The sequence below is a fragment of the Streptomyces gardneri genome (genome assembly GCF_006539185.1).
GTDB classification, from domain to species: Bacteria; Actinomycetota; Actinomycetes; order Streptomycetales; family Streptomycetaceae; genus Streptomyces; species Streptomyces gardneri.
On record NZ_BJMN01000041.1, the window covers coordinates 23,066 to 46,712 of the forward strand.

Here is a 23,647-nt window from a genome sequence, read left to right on the forward strand (position 1 = left end):
GGTAGGGGAGTTGTCCCCAATCGTCAGCTTGTCCACAGGTCTCGACGGGAACGTCCCGCCTGCCCCCACCATGGTGCCGACCGAGAAGAACGCACAGGTGGGGGCGGAACCATGAACGACACGACCGTGACGCTCGTCGGCAACGTGGCGACGGCGGTGGAGTACCGGGAGACGGCCGGAGGCGGGGTGGCGAGGTTCCGCTTCGCGGTGACCGCGCGACGCCGGGACCGCGAGACGGGGCTCTGGTCCGACGGGAACACCAGCTTCTACACGGTGTCGGCCTGGCGGTCGCTCGGGGCCAACCTCGCGGCCTCCGTATCCGTCGGAGAACCCCTCGTGGTGCACGGCCGGTTGAAGGTGCGGGAGGACGAGCGCGACGGGCAGCGCAAGACCTTTGTGGACGTGGACGCACTGGCCGTGGGGCACGATCTGACGCGGGGTACGGCGGCCTTCCGAAGGGTGGCGAAAGCGGAGCAAGTGCCCCGCCCGGAGGCCGAACCGACCCTCGTCCAAGCACCGGAACAGGACCCTTGGACGGAGGCCACGAAGCGGTTGGTGACCGCCCCCTGACCATGTGTGGTGGGGATTTGTCGACCAACTCGCGGGAGGGATAACGATTCTGATTCGGAATGGTTATCTGAACGTATGGCAGGGCACCGGGGGGTTCCGCATCCATAGGATTCCCGGGTACTCATGTGGCACATGAGCCCATCGAGTCTGTGAGTCTGCTGGCGTGCGCTCCCCCCATGCGAATCGACCAAGTTCGCGGAGCGGTGCGCCCGGAGGGGAATGCAATGTTTTCAGTTCGTGGGCGTGGTGCTGCCCGTCTGGCCGCCGCGACCCTGGTCTCCGGCATCGTCGCGGTCGGTGCGATAGCCACCGCCGCTCCGGCTTTCGCCGATGAGCCCGTCCCGGGTACGGGCGGTGTCACGGCGAAGCTCGGCGGTCTGACGGAGGACGCCGGCGGCGTCCTGATCACCGAGAAGAACGGCGACAAGTGGCCGGTCACCGGTGGTCTCTTCAAGATGGAGGTCGGAGGTGGAGGCACGCTCTTCACCTACTGCATCGACCTCCGTACCCCGGCCAAGCACGACTTCGACTACAAGGAAGTCGGCTGGGGCGAGTCCTCCCTGCACAACAACGAGAACGCCGGCAAGATCCTCTGGATCCTGAAGAACGGCTACCCGGAGCTCTCCGCCGACCAGCTCGGCTCGAAGCTCGGCGTCGAGCTCTCCAAGAGCGAGGCCGCCGCCGGCACCCAGGCCGCGATCTGGACGCTCTCCGACGACGTCACGGCCACGCCGAAGAGTGACGACGCCAAGAAGCTGACGGAGCAGCTCCTCAAGGACGCCGTCACGCTGGAGGAGCCGAAGGCCTCCCTGGCCCTCTCCCCGTCCTCCGTCGCGGGCAAGGCCGGCGAGAAGCTCGGCCCGATCACCGTCACCACCAACGCCAAGCCGACCATCGCGGTCGCCCCGGGTGCCCCGGCCGGCGTCAAGATCGTCGACAAGGCCGGCCAGCCGGTCACCGAGGCGAAGAACGGCGACGAGATCTTCTTCGACGTTCCCGCCGGCACCGCCGACGGCAGCGCCGAGCTGACCGCCGAGGCCACCGCCGAGGTCTCCCTGGGCCGCGCCTTCGTCTCCGTCGACGGCCCGTCCCAGACGCTGATCCTCGCGGGCTCCACCGCCTCCACCGTCACCGCCAAGGCCGCTGCGACCTGGGCGAAGAAGGGTGCCGTCCCGGCCGTCACGGTCGCGAAGGACTGCGCCAAGGGCGGCCTGGAGATCATCGCCTCCAACGAGGGCGACGAGGCCTGGACCTTCGACCTGAAGGGCACCTCGTACACGATCGGTGCCGGTGAGACGAAGACCGTGACGGTCCCGCTCGCCGAGGACGAGGCGTACAACTTCACGATCACCGGCCCGAACGGCTTCGAGGAGACCTTCGAGGGCGTCCTGGACTGCAAGACGGCCACCCCCGGCCCGAAGCCCTCCGAGACCACCCCCACCACGGAGCCTTCGACGGAGCCCTCGGAGACCCCCTCCACGCAGCCCTCGACGGAGACCCCGTCGGCCGCTCCGTCGACCACGGCCCCGACCGGTGACACCACCGGCACGACCGGCACCACCGGCACCACCGGTGGCGGCGACCTCGCCGAGACCGGCAGCTCCAACGCGACCCCGATGATCGCCGGCATCGCCGCCGCGCTCGTCGTGATCGGTGGAGCCGCGGTGTTCGTCCTCCGCAAGAAGAAGGCTGCCGGTCACTGACGGCGACTGACTCCATGGAGTGATCCGCGTCACACGCGGATCACTCCGTGAGGCTCCGCCCGATGACCGCACGGCCATCGCACGGCCCCCGTACGACCCTGATGCGCGTCAGCGCCCGGGATCGTGCGGGGGCCGTCGCACGTCCGAGGCCTCTTCCGCGCCTCCAGGGCCCCTTCAGGCGCCGCCCGGGCCGCTTCCGCGCGTCCGGCGCCCCCGCCCCGCCCCCGCCCCGTTTCCGTTCCCTCTCCGCCCTCGCGCCGGTCTTACCGGTTTCCGCCTGAGGGTGGCGGTCAGGCAAGATGGGGTGTATCTGCCCACTCACTCTTCGCCGGACGGTTTCTCTTGGCTGAGTTCATCTACACCATGCGCAAGGCGCGTAAAGCGCACGGCGACAAGGTGATTCTCGACGACGTCTTCCTGAACTTCCTGCCCGGCGCCAAGATCGGTGTGGTGGGTCCGAACGGTGCCGGTAAGTCCACCGTTCTGAAGATCATGGCCGGGATCGAGCAGCCGTCCAACGGTGACGCATTCCTCTCGCCCGGCTACAGCGTCGGCATCCTCATGCAGGAGCCGAAGCTCGACGAGTCGAAGACCGTCCTGGAGAACGTGCAGGACGGCGCCGCCGAGCAGATGGGCAAGCTCAAGCGCTTCAACGAGGTGGCCGAGCTCATGGCCACCGACTACAGCGACGAGCTCATGGAGGAGATGGGCAAGCTCCAGGAGGACCTTGACCACTCCAACGCCTGGGACCTCGACGCCCAGCTGGAGCAGGCCATGGACGCCCTGGGCTGCCCGCCCGGCGACTGGCCCGTCACCAACCTCTCCGGTGGCGAGAAGCGCCGCGTCGCGCTCTGCAAGCTGCTCATCGAGGCCCCGGACCTGCTCCTCCTCGACGAGCCCACCAACCACCTCGACGCCGAGTCGGTGAACTGGCTGGAGCAGCACCTCTCGAAGTACGCGGGCGCCGTGGTGGCCGTCACCCACGACCGTTACTTCCTGAACAACGTCGCCGAGTGGATCCTGGAGCTCGACCGCGGTCGCGCGATCCCCTACGAGGGCAACTACTCGACCTACCTCGACAAGAAGGCCACCCGCCTCAAGGTCGAGGGCAAGAAGGACGAGAAGCGCGCCAAGCGCCTCAAGGAAGAGCTGGAGTGGGTGCGGTCCAACGCCAAGGGGCGTCAGACCAAGTCCAAGGCCCGTCTCGCCCGCTACGAGGAGATGGCTGCCGAGGCCGACAAGATGCGGAAGCTGGACTTCGAGGAGATCCAGATCCCGCCGGGCCCGCGTCTGGGCTCCATCGTCGTCGAGGTCGAGAACCTCTCCAAGGCCTTCGGCGACAAGGTCCTCATCGACGACCTGAGCTTCACCCTGCCCCGTAACGGCATCGTCGGCGTCATCGGCCCGAACGGCGCCGGCAAGACCACGCTCTTCAAGATGATCCAGGGTCTCGAGACCCCGGACTCCGGCTCCATCAAGGTCGGCGAGACCGTCAAGATCTCGTACGTCGACCAGAGCCGCGCCAACATCGACCCCAAGAAGACGCTGTGGGCCGTCGTCTCCGACGAGCTGGACTACATCAACGTCGGCCACGTCGAGATGCCGTCCCGCGCCTACGTCAGCGCCTTCGGCTTCAAGGGCCCGGACCAGCAGAAGCCCGCGGGCGTGCTGTCCGGCGGTGAGCGCAACCGCCTCAACCTGGCGCTCACGCTCAAGGAGGGCGGCAACCTGCTGCTCCTCGACGAGCCCACCAACGACCTCGACGTCGAGACCCTGTCGTCGCTGGAGAACGCCCTCCTGGAGTTCCCCGGCGCCGCGGTCGTGATCTCCCACGACCGGTGGTTCCTGGACCGCGTCGCGACGCACATCCTCGCGTACGAGGGCGAGTCGAAGTGGTACTGGTTCGAGGGCAACTTCGAGTCGTACGAGAAGAACAAGATCGAGCGCCTCGGCGCCGAGGCGGCCCGTCCGCACCGCGCCACGTACAAGAAGCTGACCCGAGGCTGAGCGTGCGCCACATCTACAGCTGTCCCCTGCGCTGGTCGGACATGGACGCCTTCGGGCACGTCAACAACGTCGTCTTCCTGCGGTACCTGGAAGAGGCGCGGATCGACTTCATGTTCCGGCTGGCGCCGGGGGACGGTTCCCCCTCGTTCTCCGGCGGGTCCGTCGTGGCCCGGCACGAGATCGACTACAAGCGGCCGCTGGTCCACCGGCACGAGCCGGTGACCATCGAGTCCTGGGTCACGAAGATAGGCGCGGCGTCGCTGACGATCGCGTACGAGGTCAAGGACGCCGACGTCGTGTACGTCCGGGCGTCCACGGTCGTCGTGCCCTTCGACCTGGAGGCCCAGCGTCCGCGCCGGATCACCTCCGAGGAGCGTGAGTTCCTCCAGGAGTACGTCGACGACGGGATGACGTCCGCCGCATGACCGTGCTTGCTCCGCTGCACTTCGCCGACCCCCGGGAGGCGGCGGCCCTCGCCGCCTTCCTGGGCCGGCTGGTCCACTACGACCGGGCCGCGGCCGTCCGCCTCCAGGCGGGCGGCGGGGCGCTGGCCGTCTTCGGGCGGCCGCCGTCCTTCGAGGTGCTCGCGATCCGTACGGCCCGGCTCGTCGACGCCGTGGACCTGGACGTCACCGTCTCCGCCGGCGAGCTCCTCGAAGGCATCGAGGAGTCGGCCGGCAAGGCGGTCGTTCCGGAATCCGTCACGGGTCCGCCCTGGGCGGGCGTGCTGCCGCCCCGGGCCGGCTGGCAGCCGGTCGCCGGACTGCCGGACGCCGCGCAGATGCGGGGCGCGGTCGCCGCGGCCGTCGCCGAGTTCCGCTCGCGCGACGAGGCGCTGCCCGAGGAGCGCCGGACCAGGGCCGAGCGCGACCGACTCGGCCGCGACATCTGGTCCAGGACCCTCGGCACCACCGGCCTGCCCCTGCGGGCCGTGCACGCCGCGCAGTCGCTGGGCTTCCTGCCGCCGGGGCAGGAGGACGCGCCGGTCGCGCTCTTCGCCTCCGGCCCGTGGCTCCGGCTGCGTACCCCGTACGGCTCGATCGCCCTCCGTACGGCGCCGATGTCCCTCATCTCCGTCACCCCGGGGTGATCACGATCGCGGACATCGAGGTCGACGGGCCCCTCACCGGGGACGAGCTCAACAGCCTCTTCCACGCAGCCTGGCCCGGGCACCAGGACACCGACTTCGGTCCCGTCCTCGCCCGCAGCCTCCTCCGCGTCACCGCCCGCCGCGCCGGGCGGCTCGTCGGGTACGTGAACGTCGTCGGGGACGGCGGCGTGCACGCCTTCCTCCTCGACACCACCGTCCACCCGGACGAGCGCCGGGCCGGGCTCGGCGTCGCCCTCGTCCGGGCCGCCGCCGACGCGGCCCGCGAGCGCGGCGCGCACTGGCTGCACGTGGACTACGAGCCCCACCTCACCGGCTTCCACGAGCGGTGCGGCTTCCGGCCCACGGCCGCCGGACTCATGGCGCTGAACGACCACTAGGACCTCGTCTTCGTCGGGGCGTCGGTTCGGGTTCCGGGCGGCTCCACCGCAGGCTCACGCGCCGCGCCCCCGCCGTCGCCGCCGCCAGGGTGACCACCGCCAGGAACCCCGGGAGCCACGGCGAGTTGGCGCCCTCCACCGCCGGGTTCACCCGCCGCCGCGGGTCGTAGGCGACCCGGATCGTCCCACCGTCCGGAGCGAGCCTGCGGTCCCTGGCCATGGTCGACGGGTAGCCGCCAGGGCAGCGCAGGGTGTGGTGGTAGAGCGTGGTGTCGAGGCCGCCGTCGACGATCGCCTCCTTGTGCTCCCCGAAGACCTTCACGACGACGCACTCGGCGACCTCGCTGCGCGCGGCCGCCTGGTCCGCGGCCGCCGCCGTCAGCAGCATCCCGGCGACCAGCGACAGCGCGCCGAAGAAGCCCGCGTTCCCGGTGACCAGCAGGAAGTACGCCACTCCCGCCGCGAGGACGGCCGCCCCGCCGACCGAGACGGCGACCGTCGTGGACGGCGCCGACGCGCCCCCGAAGCACCAGACGGACCAGAAGGCCAGCGCGACCGCGCAGGCCGCCGGCAGGAAGACGGCCGCTCGGGCGCGTCTCGCCCTCCTGGCCCTGCCCGCCTTCGTCGTCCTCGGCGGCCTTCTCGATGAGCCCGATGAGCCCGATGAGCCCGATGAGCCCGAAGAGCCCGATGAGCCCGATGACATGGACACCACCCCCGGAGAGGGACGTCCGTCGCCCCACCCCGGTTTCGCCGCCCGCCCGCGTCAGCGCTCCGCGTCGTCCGGCCAGACCCCGATGTGGTCCTGCTCCAGCTCCAGCGCCACCCGGTGCTCCATCCCGAGCGCCTGCGTGTAGTCCGCAGGGAGCTGGAGCCGGCCCGCGCGGTCGAGCATCGCGTACTCCCGCGCCACCGTCGACTCCTGGCCCAGCTCGTCGACCTCGGTGCGGCGCAGCACCTCCGAGGAGGTGCGGCCGTCGCGGATGGCGACCGTGCGGCGGACCTCGGAGGCGACCGCCTGGTCGTGGGTGACGATGACGATCGTCGTGCCCAGCTCCTCGTTGGCGCGACGGAAGGCCGCGAAGACCTGCTCGCCGGTGGCCGAGTCCAGCTCGCCGGTCGGCTCGTCGGCGAGGAGCACGGCCGGGTTGTTGGCGAGGGCGACCGCGATGGCCACCCGCTGCTGCTGGCCGCCGGAGAGCTGGTGCGGCCGCCGGTCGCGGGCGTCCGCGATGCCCAGCATCGAGAGCAGCTCCTCCGCCCGCTCCGCCTTCCGCTTCGTCCGGCCCCGCAACTGCATCGGCAGCGCCACGTTCTGGGCCGCTGTCAGATACGGCAGGAGATTGCGGGCGGTCTGCTGCCAGACGAAGCCGACGACCTCGCGGCGGTAGCGGAGCCGCGCCTTGCCGTCCATCGCCAGCAGGTCGCTCCCCGCGACCCGGGCCGCGCCGGCCGTCGGCACGTCGAGACCCGCCAGGATGTTCATCAGCGTCGACTTGCCGGAGCCGGAGGCGCCGACGAGGGCCATCAACTCGCCCTCCTTCACCAGGAGATCGAGGCCCTGGAGCGCCTGCACCTCCACCCCGTCCGTGGTGAAGATGCGCACCAGCCGGTCGCAGGCGATGAGCGCGTCGTGCCCGTACGAGGGCCGGTCGCGCCGCGCGGTCGCTCGCTGCTCCAGCTCCTCCAGGGTCGTGCCCGAGGAGTCGGCGGGGAGGGTCGTATCGGTTTTCGTCATCGTGCGTCTCCTGCCCTCAGTTCCTTGATCGAGCTCCTGCGCCCCGCCCACCAGGCCTGTCCCGCCGCCGCCAGCCCCGTCAGGACGACGATGCCGAGCGCGGGCAGGACCAGCGACCAGGGGTCCGCCCGCAAGGGGGCGCTGTCCAGCGGGGCGAAGCCCGGTGCCGTCGCGAGTGCGAGCCGGAACAGGTCGATGCCCGGGGCGAGCAGCGGCACCGTCGCCCAGCCGACCAGCACGCCGCCGAGCGCGCCGAGGACCGCCTGCGGCAGCGCTTCGAGGCCGAGGAGCCTGCGCCCCTGCTTCCGGGTCAGGCCCATCGTCCGCAGCCGTGCGAGGAGCGTGTTCCGCTCCGGCGCGCTCTGCATCAGGGAGAGCAGCACCGCCACGACCGCGTAGCCGGCGCCCGCGCCGATGGCCGCCGCGTAGATCCGCTCGGCGCCCGTCTGGAGCGGCGAGTCCACGAAGGTGGAGCGCAGTTCGGTGCGGAGCGTCACGATGAAGTCGTCGGACTTCGCCGTCACGGCGGCGCGCAGGGCCGCCCCGTCCATCTTCCCGTCCGCCGAGCTTCCCGTGACGAGCAGCGCGGTGGGCTGCGGGTGGGTCAGGTCGGCGGCGTTGACGAGGAGGAAGTCGGAGCCGACGAGAGCCGGGGTGGTCGGCCGGACCGCGACGACCTTCACCTTGAACACCCCGGCCGCCGCCACGATCTCCAGCGGCTCGCTGCCGAGCCGCTCGGCGACGGACGGCGAGGCGATCGCCGGCAGCACCCGCTCCGTGTCCGCGACGGCGTCCTTGCCGCCCCGCCCGGTCGAGGCGAGCAGCTTCGCCGGGAAGGGGCCGAAGCCGGTCCGGTCCGCGAGGCGGGTGTACGAGCCGGGCTCCACGCCCACGAGCGGCGCGTCCATCGCCTGGGCGGAGGTGCCCTGGTAGGAGGGCAGCGACACTCCGTACTCGACCTGGATCGGGGCCAGGTCCCGGACGCCCGCCGTCCCGCGCACCGTCTCGGTGAGTCCGGGCGGCAGCGGCGTCCACTCCACCGAGCCGTCGATGCGGGCGTCCGCGCCGGTCGCGAGGAGCGCGGCCCGGTCGCGGGCGTCGGCGACCCCGGCGAGGACCGAGCCGCCGAAAGCGGCCGTGGTCAGCGCGAGGACCAGGGCGAGGAGCGGCAGCGCGCCCGTCGAGGACGAGCGTCCGGCCCTGGCCAGGGCCAGCGGGCCGACGGCCCCGCGCAGCCGGCGCGCGGGCCGGGCAAGCCACCGCAGGGGCAGCGGATAGATCCGTACGAGGACGAGCGCGGCGATCACGCCGACGAGCACCGGCGCGGCGCTGACGAGGTGGTCGCCGGAGTCGCCGGTGCCGCGCAGCCGCAGCGAGGCGACGGCGCCCACGGCGAGGACGAGCAGGGTGAGTTCGGCGACCGTGCGGCGCCGTGAGGGCCGGGCGGTCATCAGGTCGTCGCGCCCGCCGTGCAGGCGCGGGCGGCGGTGCAGGACGACGGCCCGCAGGGGCAGGACCAGCATCGCGACGGCCGCGACGAGAGCGGCGGCGAGGAGGGAGGGCCCGAGGGGGAGTCCGGCGGCGGCCTCGGCTCCGGCCCCGCTTGCGGTCGGCGCTCCGGCGGGACCGCCCGTCACGTCCGGGGGCCGTACGGTCAGCACCGCCAGGACCAGGCCGAGCGCGGCGGCCGGTACGGCCACCGCCGCCGTCTCGCCGAGCAGCCGCAGCCCGATGCCGGTGAGCGAGGCGCCGCGCGAGCGCAGCAGTGCCAGCTCGCTGTCACGGCGGGCGGCGAAGAGCCCGCCGGTCATCGCGAGGACGACGGCCGCGACGGCGCCGATCCCGAAGACGGCGACGGCCACGACGGGGTTGATCGCCTCGCGCATCGAGCGGTAGGAGTCGACGATCTCGTCGAGCTTGGTGGTGAGCGCGCCGTTGATTCCCATGACCTGGCGCATCGAGACCAGGTCGGGCCCGGCGCTCGCCGAGCCGAGCGCGGCCCCGAGCCGGTCGACGTCCCGTGCGGTGAGGTGATCCGCCGTGGGCATGAACCGCCAGTAGACCTCCGGCTCACCGGTGGTGGAGGGCGCCGCGGGGGCCGAGGCGGGGGAGAGGAGCAGCGCCCCCTGCCAGTAGTACTTCACCTCGTCGCTGACGATCGGGGCGAGCGCCGGGGTGTGCAGCAGCGGCTCCACCGCCCAGTACGCGGACTCGAGGCCTCGCGGCTCCACGATCCCGGTGACCGTCACGGCGACGGGCTCGGCATTGACCGTGCCGGGTACGTGCACGACCGAACCGGGCTTGAGGCCGAGCGACTTCGCGGTCGCCGCGGTGACCGCGGCCTCCGGGTCGCGGGCCGATCCGGCGGGCAGCCGGCCCTTCCGCAGGGTCGCGTGGGCGGTCAGGTCGGACGGCGAGGAGAGCACGAACTCGGGGGGGATGCCGTCGGGCCGGGGCAGCCACGGGTCGAGCCCCGCGACCCGCTTGACCGTACGGACACCGTGGACGGTCTGCCGGGGGTCGGTCCGCAGCGGCTCGGGGAGCAGTTTGCGCAGGGCGTCCCGCTTGTTCAGGAGGACGGAGGGGGCCAGGGCCGCCTCGCGCTGGGCGAGCGGCCCGCTGGTGCCGATCGGCTGGGTCAGTTCGAGGACGCTGTTGCGGGGCGCGGCGGCTTCGATCTCGTGCCGCAGGCCCTCCGTCTCGTACGCGTCGACGGCGCGCGGCAGCGCGGCGGCGAGGTAGACGGTGACCAGGACGAGAAGGGCGAGGGAGGCGGCGGGCCAGGGCGCGGTCCGCAGCCGGGTCCGCACCCAGGGCGCCACGGCGCGGCCGGGCCTGCCGGACCGGGCGGGTTTCGCTGCTGTGTCGGGCCGCTCGGACCGCTCGGGCTTCTCGGACCGGGTCCGGGGCATGTCGTTGTTCTCCCTGTTCTCCCTGCGTGCGGCGGTCATCAGTGCTCCCCCTGGTGGCGCAGGGTCACGACCGGGTCGGTGCGGCGCAGGGCGATGGACGCGACGATCGCCAGCGGCAGTACGGCGACTCCGGCGACGAGCAGTGTCACCTGGCCGAGGGGCAGTTCCACGAGGGCCGGGGGGACGGGCCGGGCGGCCTGGCCGGTGAGGACGACGAGCGGGACGACGGCTCTGGCCAGGACCGTGCCGAGCCCGACGCCGACGAGCAGGCCGACGGTGATGAGGACGCCCTGCTCGGCGGCGATCAGCCGGGCGAGGCGGCGCTGCGGAGTGCCGAGCGCCCGCAGGACCCCGAACTCGGCGGAACGTTCCCGCATCGAGCCGGCCGAGCCGACCGCGAAGCCGACGGCGGCGAGCGCCGCCGCGGCCGCCGCGACCGCCATCAGGGCGGCGTTGGGGCCGGCGCCGAGCGGGTCGCCGAGCAGGTCGGCGGCGGTCTCGTCGCGTACGAGGATCTGTTCCGGGTCGGTGCTGGGGCGGGCGCGCAAGGCCGCGGCGACCTCGTCCGACCGGCCGGGCGCGGCGGTCAGCCACCACTCGGTGGCGGGGACGCTGGTCTCCTCGGTCGCCAGGTAGCGGTTGACCGAGGCCAGGTCGACCAGGAGCGCCCCGCCGTCCTCGGGGGTGGCGGTGGGCGTCGTGGCGGAGGCCACCTGGGCGCCCGGGCCGGTGGTCGGCAGCTCCTTGACGACCCGCTCGACGGTGACGCCGACCGGCTTGCCGGCGAGGGTGATCTCGACCCGGTCCCCGGGCTTGGCGCCGGTCGCCGCGAGGTAGGTCTCGGTGACGACGGCGGGCAGCCGGGCGGGCGGCTTCGGCCCGGGGGCGGTCAGCTGGACGGTGTACTCCTCGGTATGCCAGCTCGTGGCCCCTGTGGCCTGGCCCTTGACGGTGTACGCGACGGAGTACGGCGCGGGGCGGCCGCCGGTTCCCGCGGAGCCGGGACGGCCGGTGGCGGGGGCGACGTACGCGGGGTCGCCGTCCAGGGTCTGCTCGGCGGCGTAGGCCCAACCGGCGAGGAGCTGTCCGGGGGCGTGCGTCCGCTCGGCGCCGTTCGCTCCGACGGTGGTGAAGCGCTCGACGTGCAGGGTCTGCGCGTGGTCCTTGCCGTCGTCGACCTGGCCGACGAGCTCCAGGCCGGTGAGGGTGAGCAGTCCGGTGGAGCCCTTGCCGCCCTTCTCGTCCGGCCCGCTCGCGGTGCCGGGCCCGGCGGTCAGGGCGCCGAGGTCGAGGGTCAGCCGGTGCGTGCGGCCGTCGGAGGGCAGCAGGCCCAGGAGCTGGCGGTACGGGATGCCGTTCGGGTCCTCCAGGGTGACCGTGACCTGGGACGTGGGGGCGCCGGCCGACGTGATGTTGCGCAGGTCGACGGAGACCGTCCGGGTGCCGGCGGGCAGCGGGACCCCGGGGCGGGCGCCGGCCTCGGGGGCGAGCGGGGTGAGCACGGCGGCGGCGGAGGCGCTGCCGGCGAGGTCGGGGCGGAGCAGCAGCCCGCCCGCGGCCTGGCGGGTGTCGACGGCGAGGACGGTGGCGTTCTTCCCGGCGACGTCCGTCGTGGCGCGGTGCACCGGGGCGACGGCCGAGACACCGGGCACGGCGGCCAGCCGCTCGGTCTGCGTCGGCTCGCCGGGGCCGGCGGCCAGGACGCGGACGGCCGCGCCGGCCTGGAAGTCGGCCTGGTCCCGCTGCGAACGCTCCCACGAGTTGCTCTGCCCGATGGCCAGCATGCCCATCGCCACGGCGAGGACGAGGAGGAGGACGGGGCCCGCGCCGCGCAGCGGCCGGCGGCTGAACTGCCAGCCGGCGAGGGCGGCGGAGAGCCCGCGCCCGCGCGCCGCACGCCGCTCGGCCAGCTTGGCGGCGGGAGGCAGCAGACGCAGCGTCAGGACGGTCCCGGCGAGCAGGGCGAGAGCGGGCGCGGCGACGAGCACGGGGTCGATGGAGCCCCCGCCCGCCTCGTCCGCCCCGAGGGTCGCGCCCGCGGCGGCGGGCCGCTGCAACTGCCAGTAGGCGACGGCGGCGACGGCGAGCAGACCGATGTCCGCCCCGGCCCGTACGGGAGCGGGCAGGGTGCCCGAGCGGGTCTTGCGCAGCGAGACGGCGGAGCCGTCCCCGGCGGCGAGCGCGGGGGCGACGACGGCCGCCGCGCAGCACAGCGCGACCGCGGCGGCGGCCAGCCAGACCTGGAGGGACGGTGTCGTGTCGAGCCGGACCCCCAGCGAGGAGAGCGCGGAGCGCTCGGTGAAGAGCCGGGTCAGCGGGCCGGTCAGGAGCGGGGCGGCGATCGCCGCGGGCAGCGCGAGCAGCAGTGCCTCGGCGGCGGCGAGGCCGGTGATCCGGCGGCGCGAAGCGCCGCGGGCCCGCAGCAGCGCGGTCTCCCCGGAGCGCTCGGTGCTGAGCAGCCGGGCGACGAGCAGCAGTGCGTACGCGGCGAGCAGCACCAGCTGCACGGCCACGATCAGCAGGGTCGAGCGGGACACGACAAGGGCCCGCTGGGTCTGCTCCAGGAGGGTCGGGAGCGCGGTGGCGGCGGAGATCGTCGTACCGAACGGCTCGGTGGCGGCGGCCAGCTCGTTCGGCCCCTCGGTCGCCGAGGAGCGCAGGGCGTCCATCCGGTCGGTCGTGAAGCCGGTGAAGTCGGCGGTGCCGAGCCAGGAGGTGTCACCGACGCTGATCGCCCCGGAGGCGGGGACGGCCGGGTCGACGTGGAGCGGGCCGTACGTGGTGAAGGCGACCGTCCGCACACCGCGCCCGCCGGCCCGGTCGAGCTGCCAGTACAGGTCGGCGGTGTCGACGGGCCGGTAGACGCCGGTGATCCGGGTCTTCAAGGGCTTGCCGTCGAGCCGGTCGTCGAGGGTGAGCACGGTCCCGGGCGTGATCCGGAGCCGCCGGGCCGCCTCCTCGGGGATCGCCGCCTCGACGACACCGCCGGTACGGGCGGCCGTGGGCCAGGCGCCCCGGACGAGCGAGAGCCGCGAGCGGTCGAGGGCGGCGAAGAGCGTGAGGTCCGGATCGCCCTTGCGGGCGGCGGGCGGCTGCAGGGCGCGGGGCAGCGCGTACGACCCGGAGTGTTCGAGGCGCCGCACCGTCACCGGCAGCCCGTCGAAGGTCTTCCGCGCCCCGTCCCGCACGGCCTCGTCGGCGCTCGCCCGCTTCTCGTCCGCCACCTGCCCGGTCACGCGCAGCGAGGCGGCGGGCGCCGACCGGCCCTGGAGCCCGGCCTGGAGCGCCGCGTCCCCGATGGACGAGGAGAAGGCGGCGAGTGTGGCCAGCACGGTCGTGGTCAGCAGCACGGCGAGCAGCGCTGCGGCCAACAACAGCCGGTGAGCCCTGACCCGCAGGAATACGAACCCCGTCACCCATCCCCCTGGAACCCTGAAACACTCCGCGGGCCCGAGCCGTGTGCCGGACGCCGCCGAAAGTTCGCCGAAAAGCCCATCGAGTCCCCCCGGACTTTCCCTGGATGCTTTCAGAGTGCACGTGCGGCTGGAAACCGCTTACGGACCGACCTTGATGCGATCGTGACCGTTAATCGGCGTTCCGTCTCCGGAATGTGTCCGTCCAGGGGTGGCGGTGTCGCGGTGAGTGATGTGGGGCCGAGCGGAGGCGGGGTGAGGGAGCGTCAGCCGGCCGTGTTCACCATGGAGGCCGCCGCGTAGGTGAGGTACCGCCACAGCTCCGCCTCGTGCTCGGGGGCGAGCGCGAGGTCGTCCAGGGCGGCGCGCATGTGACGGAGCCAGGCGTCGTGGGCCTCCTGGTCCACGGTGAACGGAGCGTGGCGCATGCGGAGGCGGGGGTGGCCGCGGTGGTCGCTGTACGTGCGGGGGCCGCCCCAGTACTGCATCAGGAACAGCGCCAGGCGCTCCTCCGCCGGGCCGAGGTCCTCCTCGGGGTACATCGGGCGCAGCAGGGGGTCCGCCGCGACGCCCTCGTAGAAGCGGTGGACCAGGCGGCGGAAGGTCTCCTCGCCGCCGACCTGCTCGTAGAAGGTCTGCTCCTGCGTCGTTTCCCCGGGAATCTCGTTCACCGTTCCATCGTCTCAGATGCCTGGACCGAGGACCGGAGGCTTAGGACCGGGGGACCGGTACCCGCGGCGACCGGGCCGGCGACCGGACCGGTACCCGTACGGGCGCTCGCCCGGGGGGCCCGGCGGCGGGAGAGTGGAGGCATGGGTGGTGAGCCGTGGGGTGAGTTCGCCGGGGACGGCGCGCGGGAGCGGCGGGCGCTCGTGCGGCGGATCGAGGCGGACGGCGTGCTGGCCGACCCCGCCTGGCGGGCCGCCTTCGCGGAGGTCCCGCGCCATCTCTTCGTCCCGTACTTCTACGTCTCCGGCACCAGCGGCTACGAACGGCTCTGGGCCGGCGACCCCGACCCCGCCCGGCGGGCGCGCTGGCTGCGCGGGGCCTACGCGGACACGGCGGTCGCCACCCGCGTACGCGACGGGGAGCTCGTCTCCTCCGCCAGCCAGCCCTCCCTGATGGCGCTCATGCTCCACGCCCTGGACGTGCGCGACGGCGACGACGTCCTGGAGATCGGGGCCGGGACCGGCTACCACGCGGCCCTGCTCTCCCACCGGCTCGGCGAGGAGCACGTCACCACCGTCGACCTCGACGAGGAGATCGCCGAGTCCGCCCGGACCCATCTCGCCGCCGCCGGGTACCGGCCCGCCGTGCTCGCCGCCGACGGCGCCCGGGGCTGCCCCGAGCGAGCCCCCTACGACCGGATCGTCGCGACCTGCGCGGTGCCCGCCGTCCCGTACCCCTGGCTCGCCCAGTGCCGGCCCGGCGCCCTGGTCCTCGCCCCGCTCTCCACCGGGCTGATCCTGCTGCGGGTGCGCGACGGCACACACGCGGAAGGGCGGTTCCTGGAGACCTCGGCGTACTTCGTGGCGCTGCGGGGCGTCGGGGCGTACGCCCCGGGACGGCCAGGACCGCGCCACGGCCCCGCCGGGGACGAGCGCTTCCGCTTCCTGTGGGGGCTCGTCGCCGAGGCCCTGGACAGACGCGAAGCGCTCTCGCTCTGGCTGCGCGAGGGGCGGCCGGAGCGGGAGCGCTTCGGGGTGACGGTCAGCGGCGACCGGCAGTGGGCCTGGCTGGACGAGCCCGGAGGCCCGTACGCCTGGCCCCTGCCGACCGCCGGATAGGCCTCAGCCCCGGCGGATCGTGATCGTCGTCCAGGCGCCCACGTGCACCCGGTCGCCCTCCTGGAGCTGCACCGGGACGTAGGGCTGGATCGGCTCCTCGCCGCCGTTGATCGTGGTGCCGTTGGTGGAGTTCTGGTCCACCACCGCCCACGACCCGTCCGGCTGCTGCACCAGCACGGCGTGCTGGTGCGAGACGCCCGGATCCTCCGGCGGCACCGACAGGTCGATGTCCGGGGACTCGCCGGTGGAGTGCCGGCGGCGGCCGATGGAGATCTGGTTGCCCTGGAGCGGCAGGTGCTTGTCCGGCGAGTACGCGGGCAGGTTGAGGCCCGAGGCCTCCGGACCGCTGCGGTGCATCATCGCCATGAAGTACTCGCGGTCCGGGCCGATGACCGCCGTCCAGCCCATCGGCGGCCGAGGCGGCTCGAACTGCTGCTGCGGCGGAGGCTGCTGCTGGAACTGCTGCTGCGGAGGCGGCGGGGCCTGGTGCTGGAACTGCTGCTGCGGGGGCGGCGGCGGGGCCTGGTGGTGCGGCGGCTGCGGAGGGTGCGGCTGCGACGGCGGCGACAGGACCCAGTCGTCGTCCGCGCGCGGCTGCGGCGGCGCGGGCGGGACCGGCGCCTGGACCGGGGCCTGCGGCGGCGGTGCCTGGAGGTACGCGGGCGGCGCCTGCTGTACGGGCGGCTGCATGGGCTGCTGTACGGGCGGCTGCTGCACCGGCGGACGCTGCGGCGGGGCCTGGTGGTGCGTGGGCTCGGCGCCCAGCGGCTCGGCCGGACGGTTCACCTGCGAGGGCCGCGAGCCCTGGTACCCGAAGGGGTCCGGCTGCGGCGCCTGCGGAGGCTGCTGCTGCGGCGGGGGCGGCGGCGGGGACTGGAAGCCGGGCGGCAGGTTCAGACCGGGCGGCGGCCCGGACTGCTGCGGAGCCAGCGGCGTGTACGAGGTCGCCGTGTTCGTGAGGAAGTTCCAGCGGCACTCCTCGCAGAACGGTGCCATGTGCTCACGCGGGGTACGGCACTGCGGGCAGAGCTCCGCCTGAGCGGTCGCGTTCGGGTCGCCCCCGTGACCGAAGCCACCGGGAGCGGCCGGAGCGCCGTGACCACCGGGAGCGCCGGGCGGCGGACCCATCGGCGGCTGGCCGGGGCCGCCGGGGCCCGGATATCCGTACGCGGGCGGCGGCGGGGGAGGCGGCGGTACGGCACCCGCAGGCGCGCCCGCCCCGGCCATGCGATGGCCGCAGACCTCGCACCAGTCGTCGGAGACCGACTGGTGTCCGTTCGGGCAGGTCGGCATGTCGGTGCTTCCCCCTCTCGTCTTCCGGCCCGGCGGGCCGGGCTACCTCTTGACGCGAACGGTCTTGGTGGAGCGGGTCTCGAGTGTCATCTCGTCCGCTTCCGCGACCTTCGCCTTCAAACGCACAGTACCCGTCGCCGCGTCGACGACGTCGACCACCTTCGAAAGGAGTTTCGCCGTATCGGCGTTGCCGGAGGCCGCCGCGAGCTGGACGGCGCGGCCCAATTTGGCCGTCGCGCCGTCACGATCGCCCGATTTGCGGGCATCGAGACCCTGCTGGATGACGTTCGCCAGCTCCGCCTGCCCCGTGTAGTGCGCGACCTGCGGGTTGATGGACGTGGACATCACCAGGTCGTCCGTCCACACCGCCCGTACCAGTCCTTGAGACAGCGGCCTGGGGTCGCCGCCCCCCGGGTCCGGGGCGATCAGGGAGACCCGGGCGGCGAGCATCTCCTGGCCGATCGCGGCCTGCGGGACGCGCACGCTCACGTGGTAGTCGCGGGACTCGTCGCCCCACGAGCCCGTCGGGTAGTCCCCGGCGCGCGGCCCGGCCTCGGTGCGCCGGCCGGTCAGGTCCTCGACCGTCGGCGCCACCTGCTTCACGTACCCGATCTCCACCCCGACCGGAGTCCACAGGCGCAGGACGACGTCCGCCACGCCCTTGCCCATCGCGTGTTCCATCATCACCGTGAAGTCGTCGGCGAGACCGGCCGGGTCGGCGACGATGTCGGCCGTGCCGAGGAGCGCCGAGGCGATCCCGGTGACCTCCTTGACCTCCCAGTCGGTGCCCACCCCGCGCGCGTCGCAGGTGAACCGGCCCGCGCAGGCGTCGAGCGCCGCCCGCAGCTCCTCGGGCGACTCGTGCTCGTTGCGGCCGTCGGTGAGCAGGATGCCGTGCCGGATGGTGAGGTCGGCGGAGGAGAGCAGCCGGTCCGCGAGGCGCAGCCAGGTGCCGATCGCCGTGCCGCCGCCCGCCGACAGGCTCCGCAGGGCGTGCTTGGCCTCGGCCCGGGTCCGGGCGTCCGCGACGGCCAGCCCGCCGTTGCCCGGGTAGACCTCCTTCGCCACGTGCGTGCCGGCGACGACGGCGAAGGAGGTGCCGTCGCGCAGGGTGTCGACGGCGGCGGCGGTCGCCTCGCGGGCGCCGCGCATCTTGGTGGAGGGGTAGTCCATCGAGCCGGAGCAGTCGACCATGATCACCACGCCGGCCGCGGCGCCGTCCGCGTACCCGGAGACGCCGCTGGTGCCGCCCCCGGTCGAGGTGACCGTGACGATGGCGCTGACCTCGCGGCCGCCCTCCGGCAGGAACTCGTTCTGGTACACGTCCACGGAGAACTGCGGCACGGTCGGCTTGGAGAAGTTCGCCATCTGTTTCGGCTCCTCGGGTGGCGACGGGGAAGGGTGAAGGGACAGGGGGACCGGCGGCCGCTCAGGCGGATCCTGCCCCTTGGGGCGAGAACGTGAACGGCAGCAGCGCGACCGTGATGTTGTCGTGGCCTCCGCCGTCGAGCGCGTGGCCGACGAGGACCTGCGCGCCGTGCAGCGGGCGGTCGGCCGCGTCCGGAGGGACGACCCTCGCCATGTCCTCGGCGCCCTCCGCGTAGTTCCAGAGCCCGTCCGTGCAGACCACGACCACCCCGGAGCGGTCCGGTTTGAACGCGGCGGTGTGCGGGTCCAGTTCGTAGGCGTCGGCGCCCAGCCAGCCGGTGATCGCGTGGGCGCGCTCGTCCGCGTACGCCTCGGCCTCGTTCATCAGGCCCGCCGCGACCATCTGGGCGGCCCAGGAGTCGTCCTCGGTGAGCCGCGCGGACGGGGTGCTGCGGTCGTCCGGCACCCAGTAGACGCGGCTGTCGCCGACCCAGCCGACGACGAGCAGACCGTCGGCGACGACGGAGCCGACGATGGTGCAGGCCGGCGAGTTCCGGTGCGGGTCGTGCTCGGCGCCGTCCTGGCCGGGCTCCTCCGCGAGGGAGTTGACGGCCTCGGAGGCGGCGACGATCGCCTCGTGCATCGCCTGCTGCGGGTGGATCCCGCGGGGCAGTGCGGCGAGCAGCGAGGCGCCGGCCGCCTGGGCGGCGGCGGCGGAGGCCTCGTCGGGACGGGTCGCCGAGGAGACGCCGTCGCAGACGATCGCGAGGGCGGCGGGGGAGCCGTCGGGGAGGGTGGTCGCCGAGACGGCGAACGAGTCCTCGTTGCGGTGGTGGCGCAGTCCCCGGTCGCTGACGGCGGCGACGGTGTCGAGCTCCCGCTCCATGTGGTCCCGCTCGCGCGGCTGCGCGTGCCCGCAGTTCTCGCAGTAGCCGTCGCTGTCCACCCGCCCGGCCCGGCAGGCCACGCAGAGCGGGACCGCACCGGAAGCGGGCGCGCCGGAGGCGGCCGCGGGGGGCTGAGCCGGCGCGGGCGGCTGGGCGGGCGCCGGCGGCTGGGCCTGGGGCTGGGCCTGGGGCGGATCCACCTGTACCGCGGTACGGGGGTCGGGGGCGGCGAGCTCGAAGTCCCCGCCGGACGGGGACGCGGCCTGAGGCGCCGGCGCCGGTGCGGACACCGGGCCGTCCGTGCGGACCGCCATCGTGGGCAGGTCATGGCCGCCGGAGTCGGTGCCCGGCAGGTCGCCGGGGTGCTGGGTCGCCGTCGACAGCGAACCGGGCTCCCGGGGCGGGGCGGCCGGCCAGACCACGGGGGTGCCGATCGCCACGGTCGGGCGGTCCGGCTCTGCCGCCGCGACGGCCGACAGGTCGTGGCCGCACGCCCCGCAGAACCGGTCACCCGAGTCCAGCGGCTCCGCGCAGTCAGGGCAGGCGGCGAGTCCGTGCGAAAGCTTCGGCTCCGGATTCGGCTTCGGCATCGGCTTCTGGGACATCCTCACACCCACGTCCGGGGGCGGAAGCGGTTGGCCCGCTCCACCAGTTCGATCCTCTCCTCGCCCCGCTGGGCGAGCCGGGCCAGCACCCGGTACGAGCGTTCGAGGCCGAAGCGCAGTCCGCGCTCGTCCAGTTCACTTCCGAGCAGCAGCGCGCCGCCGCCCGGAGCCGCACCGGGACTACCGGAGAGTACCCAGTCGAGGGCCGTCCCGAGGACCTCCGTGGCCAACTGCTCCCGGCGGACAGCGTCGAGACCGAAGCCCTGGAGCGCGGAGACCTGCGCCGCGGCGGCCGTCAGTTCCGCGCCGAGCGGCTCGTGCGCCGGGCGCCGCCGCAGCCGCGCCCGCACGGCCGCGACCCGGGCCGCCGTGTAGTGGATCGAGGCCTCCGGCACGGACTCCAGGGTCCCTACGGCTCCGGCGCGGTCGCCCGCCGCGAGCCGCACCCGGGCGAGCCCGAAGGCCGCGCTGACGAAGCTCGGGTCGGTGGCCCACACGAGCCGGTAGTACTCGGCGGCGTTGTCCAGCTGGCCGAGGACCTCGGCGCAGATCCCGAGGGCCAGCTTCGGCGCCGGCTCCCCGGGGAAGGCGTCGTAGACCGCGTCGAAGGCCAGCGCCGCGTGCTCGTGGTCGCCGGTCACCAGCGAGGTCACACCCCGGTACCAGACGACCCGCCAGTCGTCCGGGTCCCGCTCCTCCAGCGCAGCGAGGGTCCGTACGGCGGTGGGCGCGTCGCCCAGCTCCAGGTGGGCCCGGAGGGTGCGCAGCCGCAGTTCGGCGGAGGGCGCCGGCGCGGCCTGGAGCGCGCCGAGCAGCTCGGCGGGGGCGGCGGCCGACAGGCCGGCGAGGAACCCGGCGTTCGGGTCGCTCGTGTCGACGCGCGGCACGGGCAGCGCGAGCGCGGTGGCGGGCGCGTCGAGCGCGCCGAGCAGCCACCCGAGCCCCGGTCCGGCCACGGCGGGAGCAGAGCCCGGAACCACCGCGGGAGCAGAGCCCGGAGCGGCGGGCGGTCCCTGGCGCGCGCCGCCCTTCTTCCCCGCGGCCTTCCGGGCCCCGAGCAGCGACACATCCTCCGTCAGCTCGGCGAAGAGCGTGGTGTCCGTCACCCGGACCTCCGTGCCGAACAGCGTCGACAGCGCCGGACGCGGACGCCCCGACTGGAGCGCCACCACCTCCCGCAGGACGCCCGTCAGCTGCTCCGCCATCTCCTGCGCGGAGGAGAACCGCCGCGCCGGGTCCGGATCCGTGGCCCGGATCAGGAAGCGGTAGAACGACTCGTACGTCCGGAAGACCGTGATGTGCTCCGGGTCGGGCAGCGAGTCCACGAACACGTTCGTGTAGCCCTGGAAGTCGAACGTCATCACGGCCAGCGTCCGCGCCACCGTGTACAGGTCGCTGGCGACCGACGGGCCGACCTCGGCCACCTCAGGCGCCTGGTAGCCGACCGTGCCGTAGATGGCCGACTCGTCGTCGTCCATCCGCCGGACCGCGCCCATGTCGATGAGCTTCAGCTGGTCCTCGGTCTGGATGGCGTTGTCGACCTTGAAGTCGCAGTAGAGCAGGTTCCGGCTGTGCAGATGGCCGAGCGCCTCCAGGGCCTCGATGCCGTACGCGCAGGCCTGCTCCACCGGCAGCGGGTCCCGCCGGCCGTCCGGGGTGCGGCGGTCGTTGGCGATCTCCTTGAGCGACTTGCCGCCGACGTACTCCATGACGATGTAGCCGTCCAGGGAGCCGGTGCGCTGGTCGAGATGCTCGACGAAGTTGTAGATCCGGACGATGTTGGAGTGCTCGATCTCGGCCAGGAAGCGGCGCTCCGAGATGGCCGCGGCCATCGCGTCCTGGTCGCCGGTGTCGAGCAGGCCCTTGAGCACCACCCACCGGTCGGAGACCGCCCGGTCGACGGCGAGGTAGACCCAGCCGAGGCCGCCGTGGGCGAGGCAGCCCGCGACCTCGTACTGGCCGTGGACGATGTCCCCGCCGCGCAGCTTCGGCACGAAGGAGTACGGGTGTCCGCACTTGGTGCAGAAGCCCTCCGTACGGCCCGGCCGGTCACCGCGCGAACGGCCCACCGGAGCCCCGCAGTCGGAGCGGGAGCAGAAACGCTTCCGCTCGGGAACCTCCGGGTTCTCCATCACCGCGCCCCGCGGGTCCGGACGCGGCACCTCCGGGATCGTCACCAGGCCCGCGCCCAGCCGGTTCCGGGCGGACTGCCCGGTCGACGTGCCCGAGCTGCGCACCGACACCGAGCGGCCCCCCGAGCTGCCGGAGAGCGAGCGCGAGAGGCGGCCCGAGACCGAACGGCGGGAGGTCGACGAGCGCGAGGAGGCGCGCGAGGACGCCCGCGAACTGCTCCGCGAGGAGCTCGAGTCCGGCCCCCCGACACCGCCCGCACCCCTGCCGGGCACGGCCATGCCGGTCGGCGTCGAACCGATGAGACCCCCGGGCGCGACGACCGGGGCGAGCCCGCAGGTGTCGCAGTACAGCTCGCCGCCTCCCATGTCCTCGTACGAACCCTCGCACGAAGGACGCTGACAGCTCCCCACGCCCGTCTCCCCGCTCACCACTGTCGTCCTCCGGCATCTCTCGGGCCGGACAGTACGTCCGCCGCGGCCTGCTGGTAGCGCAGCACGGCCTGCTCCGCGACCCGCAGGTCACAGGGCGCGCTCCACAGCATCCGTCGTGCCGTGTCGTACCGCTCGATGAGCAGCGGGTCCTCCGCCGCCCCCAGCCGTGCCACCTTCGCCTTGTACGCGTCGAGCCTGCCACGCAGCTCCGCCCGGACCGCGAGCGGCGCCGTGACCGCGGTCAGCGACTCCCGGGCCCGCATCAACTCGTCCTCCGCCTCCCGCTCCAGGGAGTCCAGGAGCGGGGAGAGCCGGTGCCACCGCTGGTGCCTGCGGTACTCGGCGGCGGTCGCGAGCCGCTCCTGGAGCGCCGTCGGCGGGCCGCTGACGGCCGGCACCTCGGAGGCGGCGATCTTCGCGAGGACCTCGCCGCGCGCGGACCGGGCCTCGGTGAGCGTCCGGTCCGCCCGGGACAGCACGTCCCGCAGCCGCAGCAGCCGGTCCTCGGAGTCCTGCCGGACCGCGAGGACCGCCTCGATCTCGCGCCGGATGTCCTCCAGCGCCAGGGCCGCCCGGTCGTACCGGTCGGTGTCCGGCCGCCCTCCGCCGGGCGCCGAACTCCCCATGGCGGGACGCCAGAAGGCGAGCGGATCGGTCACGACCTGCGCGCGCAGCAGGGTCAGCTCGGCCGTGATGTCCTCCAGCTCGTCGCCGGCCGGGTGCTCCCCGGGCCGCACGCCGACCGAGTGGGCGAGCGAGCGCGTCCGGCCCAGCTCCGCGGCGAGCAGGTCTATCCGGGCGGGCAGCGCCGACCAGACGGCGTCGGAGGTGACGACCACGTCGAGCGAGGAGGCGTACAGCTCGTTCATCCGGCGGACGAGCCCTTCGAGCGTGAACCGCTCGGAGAGCAGCCCCTGTTCCCCCGCGCCGCCCGCGACGTGGACGCTCTCGCCGCGCAGCCGGTCGGTCAGCTCCACGAGCTCGTCCCGGCCGGGCCAGCGGCGCCGCGCCCGCACCTCATGGGCGTCGCGCAAAGCGCCCGCGTACACGTCGAAGCAGGTCCAGAGCAGGGCGATGGTCCGCTCGGCCGACGCCCAGCGGTCCCGGGTCGTGCCGGTCAGCTCGGCGCCTTCGAGCAGCCTGCGGCCCGCGTGGTCCTGGAGGGCGAGGAGCGAGTCCTCGATCGCCTTGTGCTCGGCGCCGAGCCGTGCCAGCGCACGGTCCACCTCGTCCCGGTCCATCACCGGCCCAGGAGGTCCCGTGACGCCCATCGATCACCTCTTCCGCCGCGGGTACAGGGGCTGCTTGCCGG

General features: G+C 73.8%; 17 protein-coding genes. 7 read left to right on the top strand and 10 right to left on the bottom strand.

The genetic code is table 11. The annotated features are described in order from the left end of the window. Nucleotides 1-111 precede the first annotated feature (111 nt). From SGA01_RS28995 to SGA01_RS29020, 6 genes are all read left to right on the top strand, one after another. Nucleotides 112-570 (top strand): single-stranded DNA-binding protein, encoded by a 459-nt coding sequence (locus SGA01_RS28995; RefSeq protein ID WP_141299987.1) that lies wholly within the window; start codon nt 112-114, stop codon nt 568-570. Between the two features lie 224 nt (nt 571-794). Next, nucleotides 795-2,273, top strand: a complete 1,479-nt coding sequence (locus SGA01_RS29000; protein WP_141299990.1) for a Cys-Gln thioester bond-forming surface protein — start codon at nt 795-797, stop codon at nt 2,271-2,273. Between the two features lie 342 nt (nt 2,274-2,615). After that, nucleotides 2,616-4,280, top strand: a complete 1,665-nt coding sequence (ettA, locus tag SGA01_RS29005) for an energy-dependent translational throttle protein EttA (protein WP_078627345.1) — start codon at nt 2,616-2,618, stop codon at nt 4,278-4,280. A gap of 2 nt (nt 4,281-4,282) precedes the next feature. Next, nucleotides 4,283-4,705, top strand: coding sequence for an acyl-CoA thioesterase (locus tag SGA01_RS29010; protein WP_107105424.1), 423 nt, complete (start codon nt 4,283-4,285; stop codon nt 4,703-4,705). Next, nucleotides 4,702-5,370: a DUF8010 domain-containing protein gene (locus SGA01_RS29015; protein ID WP_141299992.1), complete on the top strand. Its 669-nt coding sequence runs from the start codon at nt 4,702-4,704 to the stop codon at nt 5,368-5,370. Before SGA01_RS29010 ends, SGA01_RS29015 begins: the two co-directional genes overlap by 4 nt. A 5-nt stretch (nt 5,371-5,375) precedes the next feature. Further along, nucleotides 5,376-5,768, top strand: a complete 393-nt coding sequence (locus tag SGA01_RS29020; protein WP_141300084.1) for a GNAT family N-acetyltransferase — start codon at nt 5,376-5,378, stop codon at nt 5,766-5,768. Here SGA01_RS29020 and SGA01_RS29025 read toward each other — a convergent pair. The 5 genes from SGA01_RS29025 to SGA01_RS29045 all read right to left on the bottom strand — a co-directional run bounded on the left by SGA01_RS29025 (nt 5,746) and on the right by SGA01_RS29045 (nt 14,502). Continuing rightward, the gene (locus SGA01_RS29025; protein WP_167534212.1) at nt 5,746-6,222 is read right to left on the bottom strand and encodes a hypothetical protein; all 477 of its coding nucleotides are present in this window, start codon (nt 6,220-6,222) and stop codon (nt 5,746-5,748) included. The genes SGA01_RS29020 and SGA01_RS29025 overlap by 23 nt on opposite strands. Nucleotides 6,223-6,534: 312 nt before the next feature. Then, nucleotides 6,535-7,506, bottom strand: coding sequence for an ABC transporter ATP-binding protein (locus SGA01_RS29030; RefSeq protein WP_141299996.1), 972 nt, complete (start codon nt 7,504-7,506; stop codon nt 6,535-6,537). Then, nucleotides 7,503-10,457 carry an FtsX-like permease family protein gene (locus tag SGA01_RS29035; protein ID WP_229917518.1) on the bottom strand — a complete coding sequence of 985 codons (2,955 nt, stop codon included), beginning with the start codon at nt 10,455-10,457 and terminating at the stop codon, nt 7,503-7,505. The genes SGA01_RS29030 and SGA01_RS29035 overlap by 4 nt, the downstream gene beginning before the upstream one ends. After that, nucleotides 10,457-13,834, bottom strand: coding sequence for an FtsX-like permease family protein (locus SGA01_RS29040; protein ID WP_141299998.1), 3,378 nt, complete (start codon nt 13,832-13,834; stop codon nt 10,457-10,459). The genes SGA01_RS29035 and SGA01_RS29040 overlap by 1 nt, the downstream gene beginning before the upstream one ends. 263 nt (nt 13,835-14,097) lie before the next feature. Further along, nucleotides 14,098-14,502, bottom strand: coding sequence for a globin (locus SGA01_RS29045; protein ID WP_055643412.1), 405 nt, complete (start codon nt 14,500-14,502; stop codon nt 14,098-14,100). A 141-nt stretch (nt 14,503-14,643) separates the two neighbouring features. On the opposite strand from SGA01_RS29045, the gene SGA01_RS29050 reads away from it, so the two are divergent. Next, on the top strand, nt 14,644-15,618 hold the full coding sequence (locus tag SGA01_RS29050; protein WP_141300000.1) for a methyltransferase domain-containing protein: 975 nt from the start codon (nt 14,644-14,646) through the stop codon (nt 15,616-15,618). Between the two features lie 3 nt (nt 15,619-15,621). Here the strand turns inward: SGA01_RS29050 and SGA01_RS29055 are convergent, their stop codons facing one another. The 5 genes from SGA01_RS29055 to SGA01_RS29075 form a co-directional block, all read right to left on the bottom strand. Beyond that, nucleotides 15,622-16,911, bottom strand: coding sequence for an FHA domain-containing protein (locus SGA01_RS29055; RefSeq protein ID WP_141300002.1), 1,290 nt, complete (start codon nt 16,909-16,911; stop codon nt 15,622-15,624). Nucleotides 16,912-16,953: 42 nt separating this feature from the next. Then, entirely contained in the window at nt 16,954-18,279 is a 1,326-nt protein-coding gene (locus SGA01_RS29060; protein ID WP_141300004.1) for a vWA domain-containing protein, read from the bottom strand. A gap of 61 nt (nt 18,280-18,340) precedes the next feature. Then, on the bottom strand, nt 18,341-19,771 hold the full coding sequence (locus SGA01_RS29065) for a PP2C family protein-serine/threonine phosphatase (protein WP_371866196.1): 1,431 nt from the start codon (nt 19,769-19,771) through the stop codon (nt 18,341-18,343). A 2-nt stretch (nt 19,772-19,773) separates the two neighbouring features. Then, nucleotides 19,774-22,269, bottom strand: a complete 2,496-nt coding sequence (locus SGA01_RS29070; protein ID WP_167534215.1) for a serine/threonine-protein kinase — start codon at nt 22,267-22,269, stop codon at nt 19,774-19,776. Between the two features lie 59 nt (nt 22,270-22,328). After that, nucleotides 22,329-23,606 carry a coiled-coil domain-containing protein gene (locus SGA01_RS29075; RefSeq protein ID WP_055643417.1) on the bottom strand — a complete coding sequence of 426 codons (1,278 nt, stop codon included), beginning with the start codon at nt 23,604-23,606 and terminating at the stop codon, nt 22,329-22,331. Nucleotides 23,607-23,647: the final 41 nt, after the last annotated feature.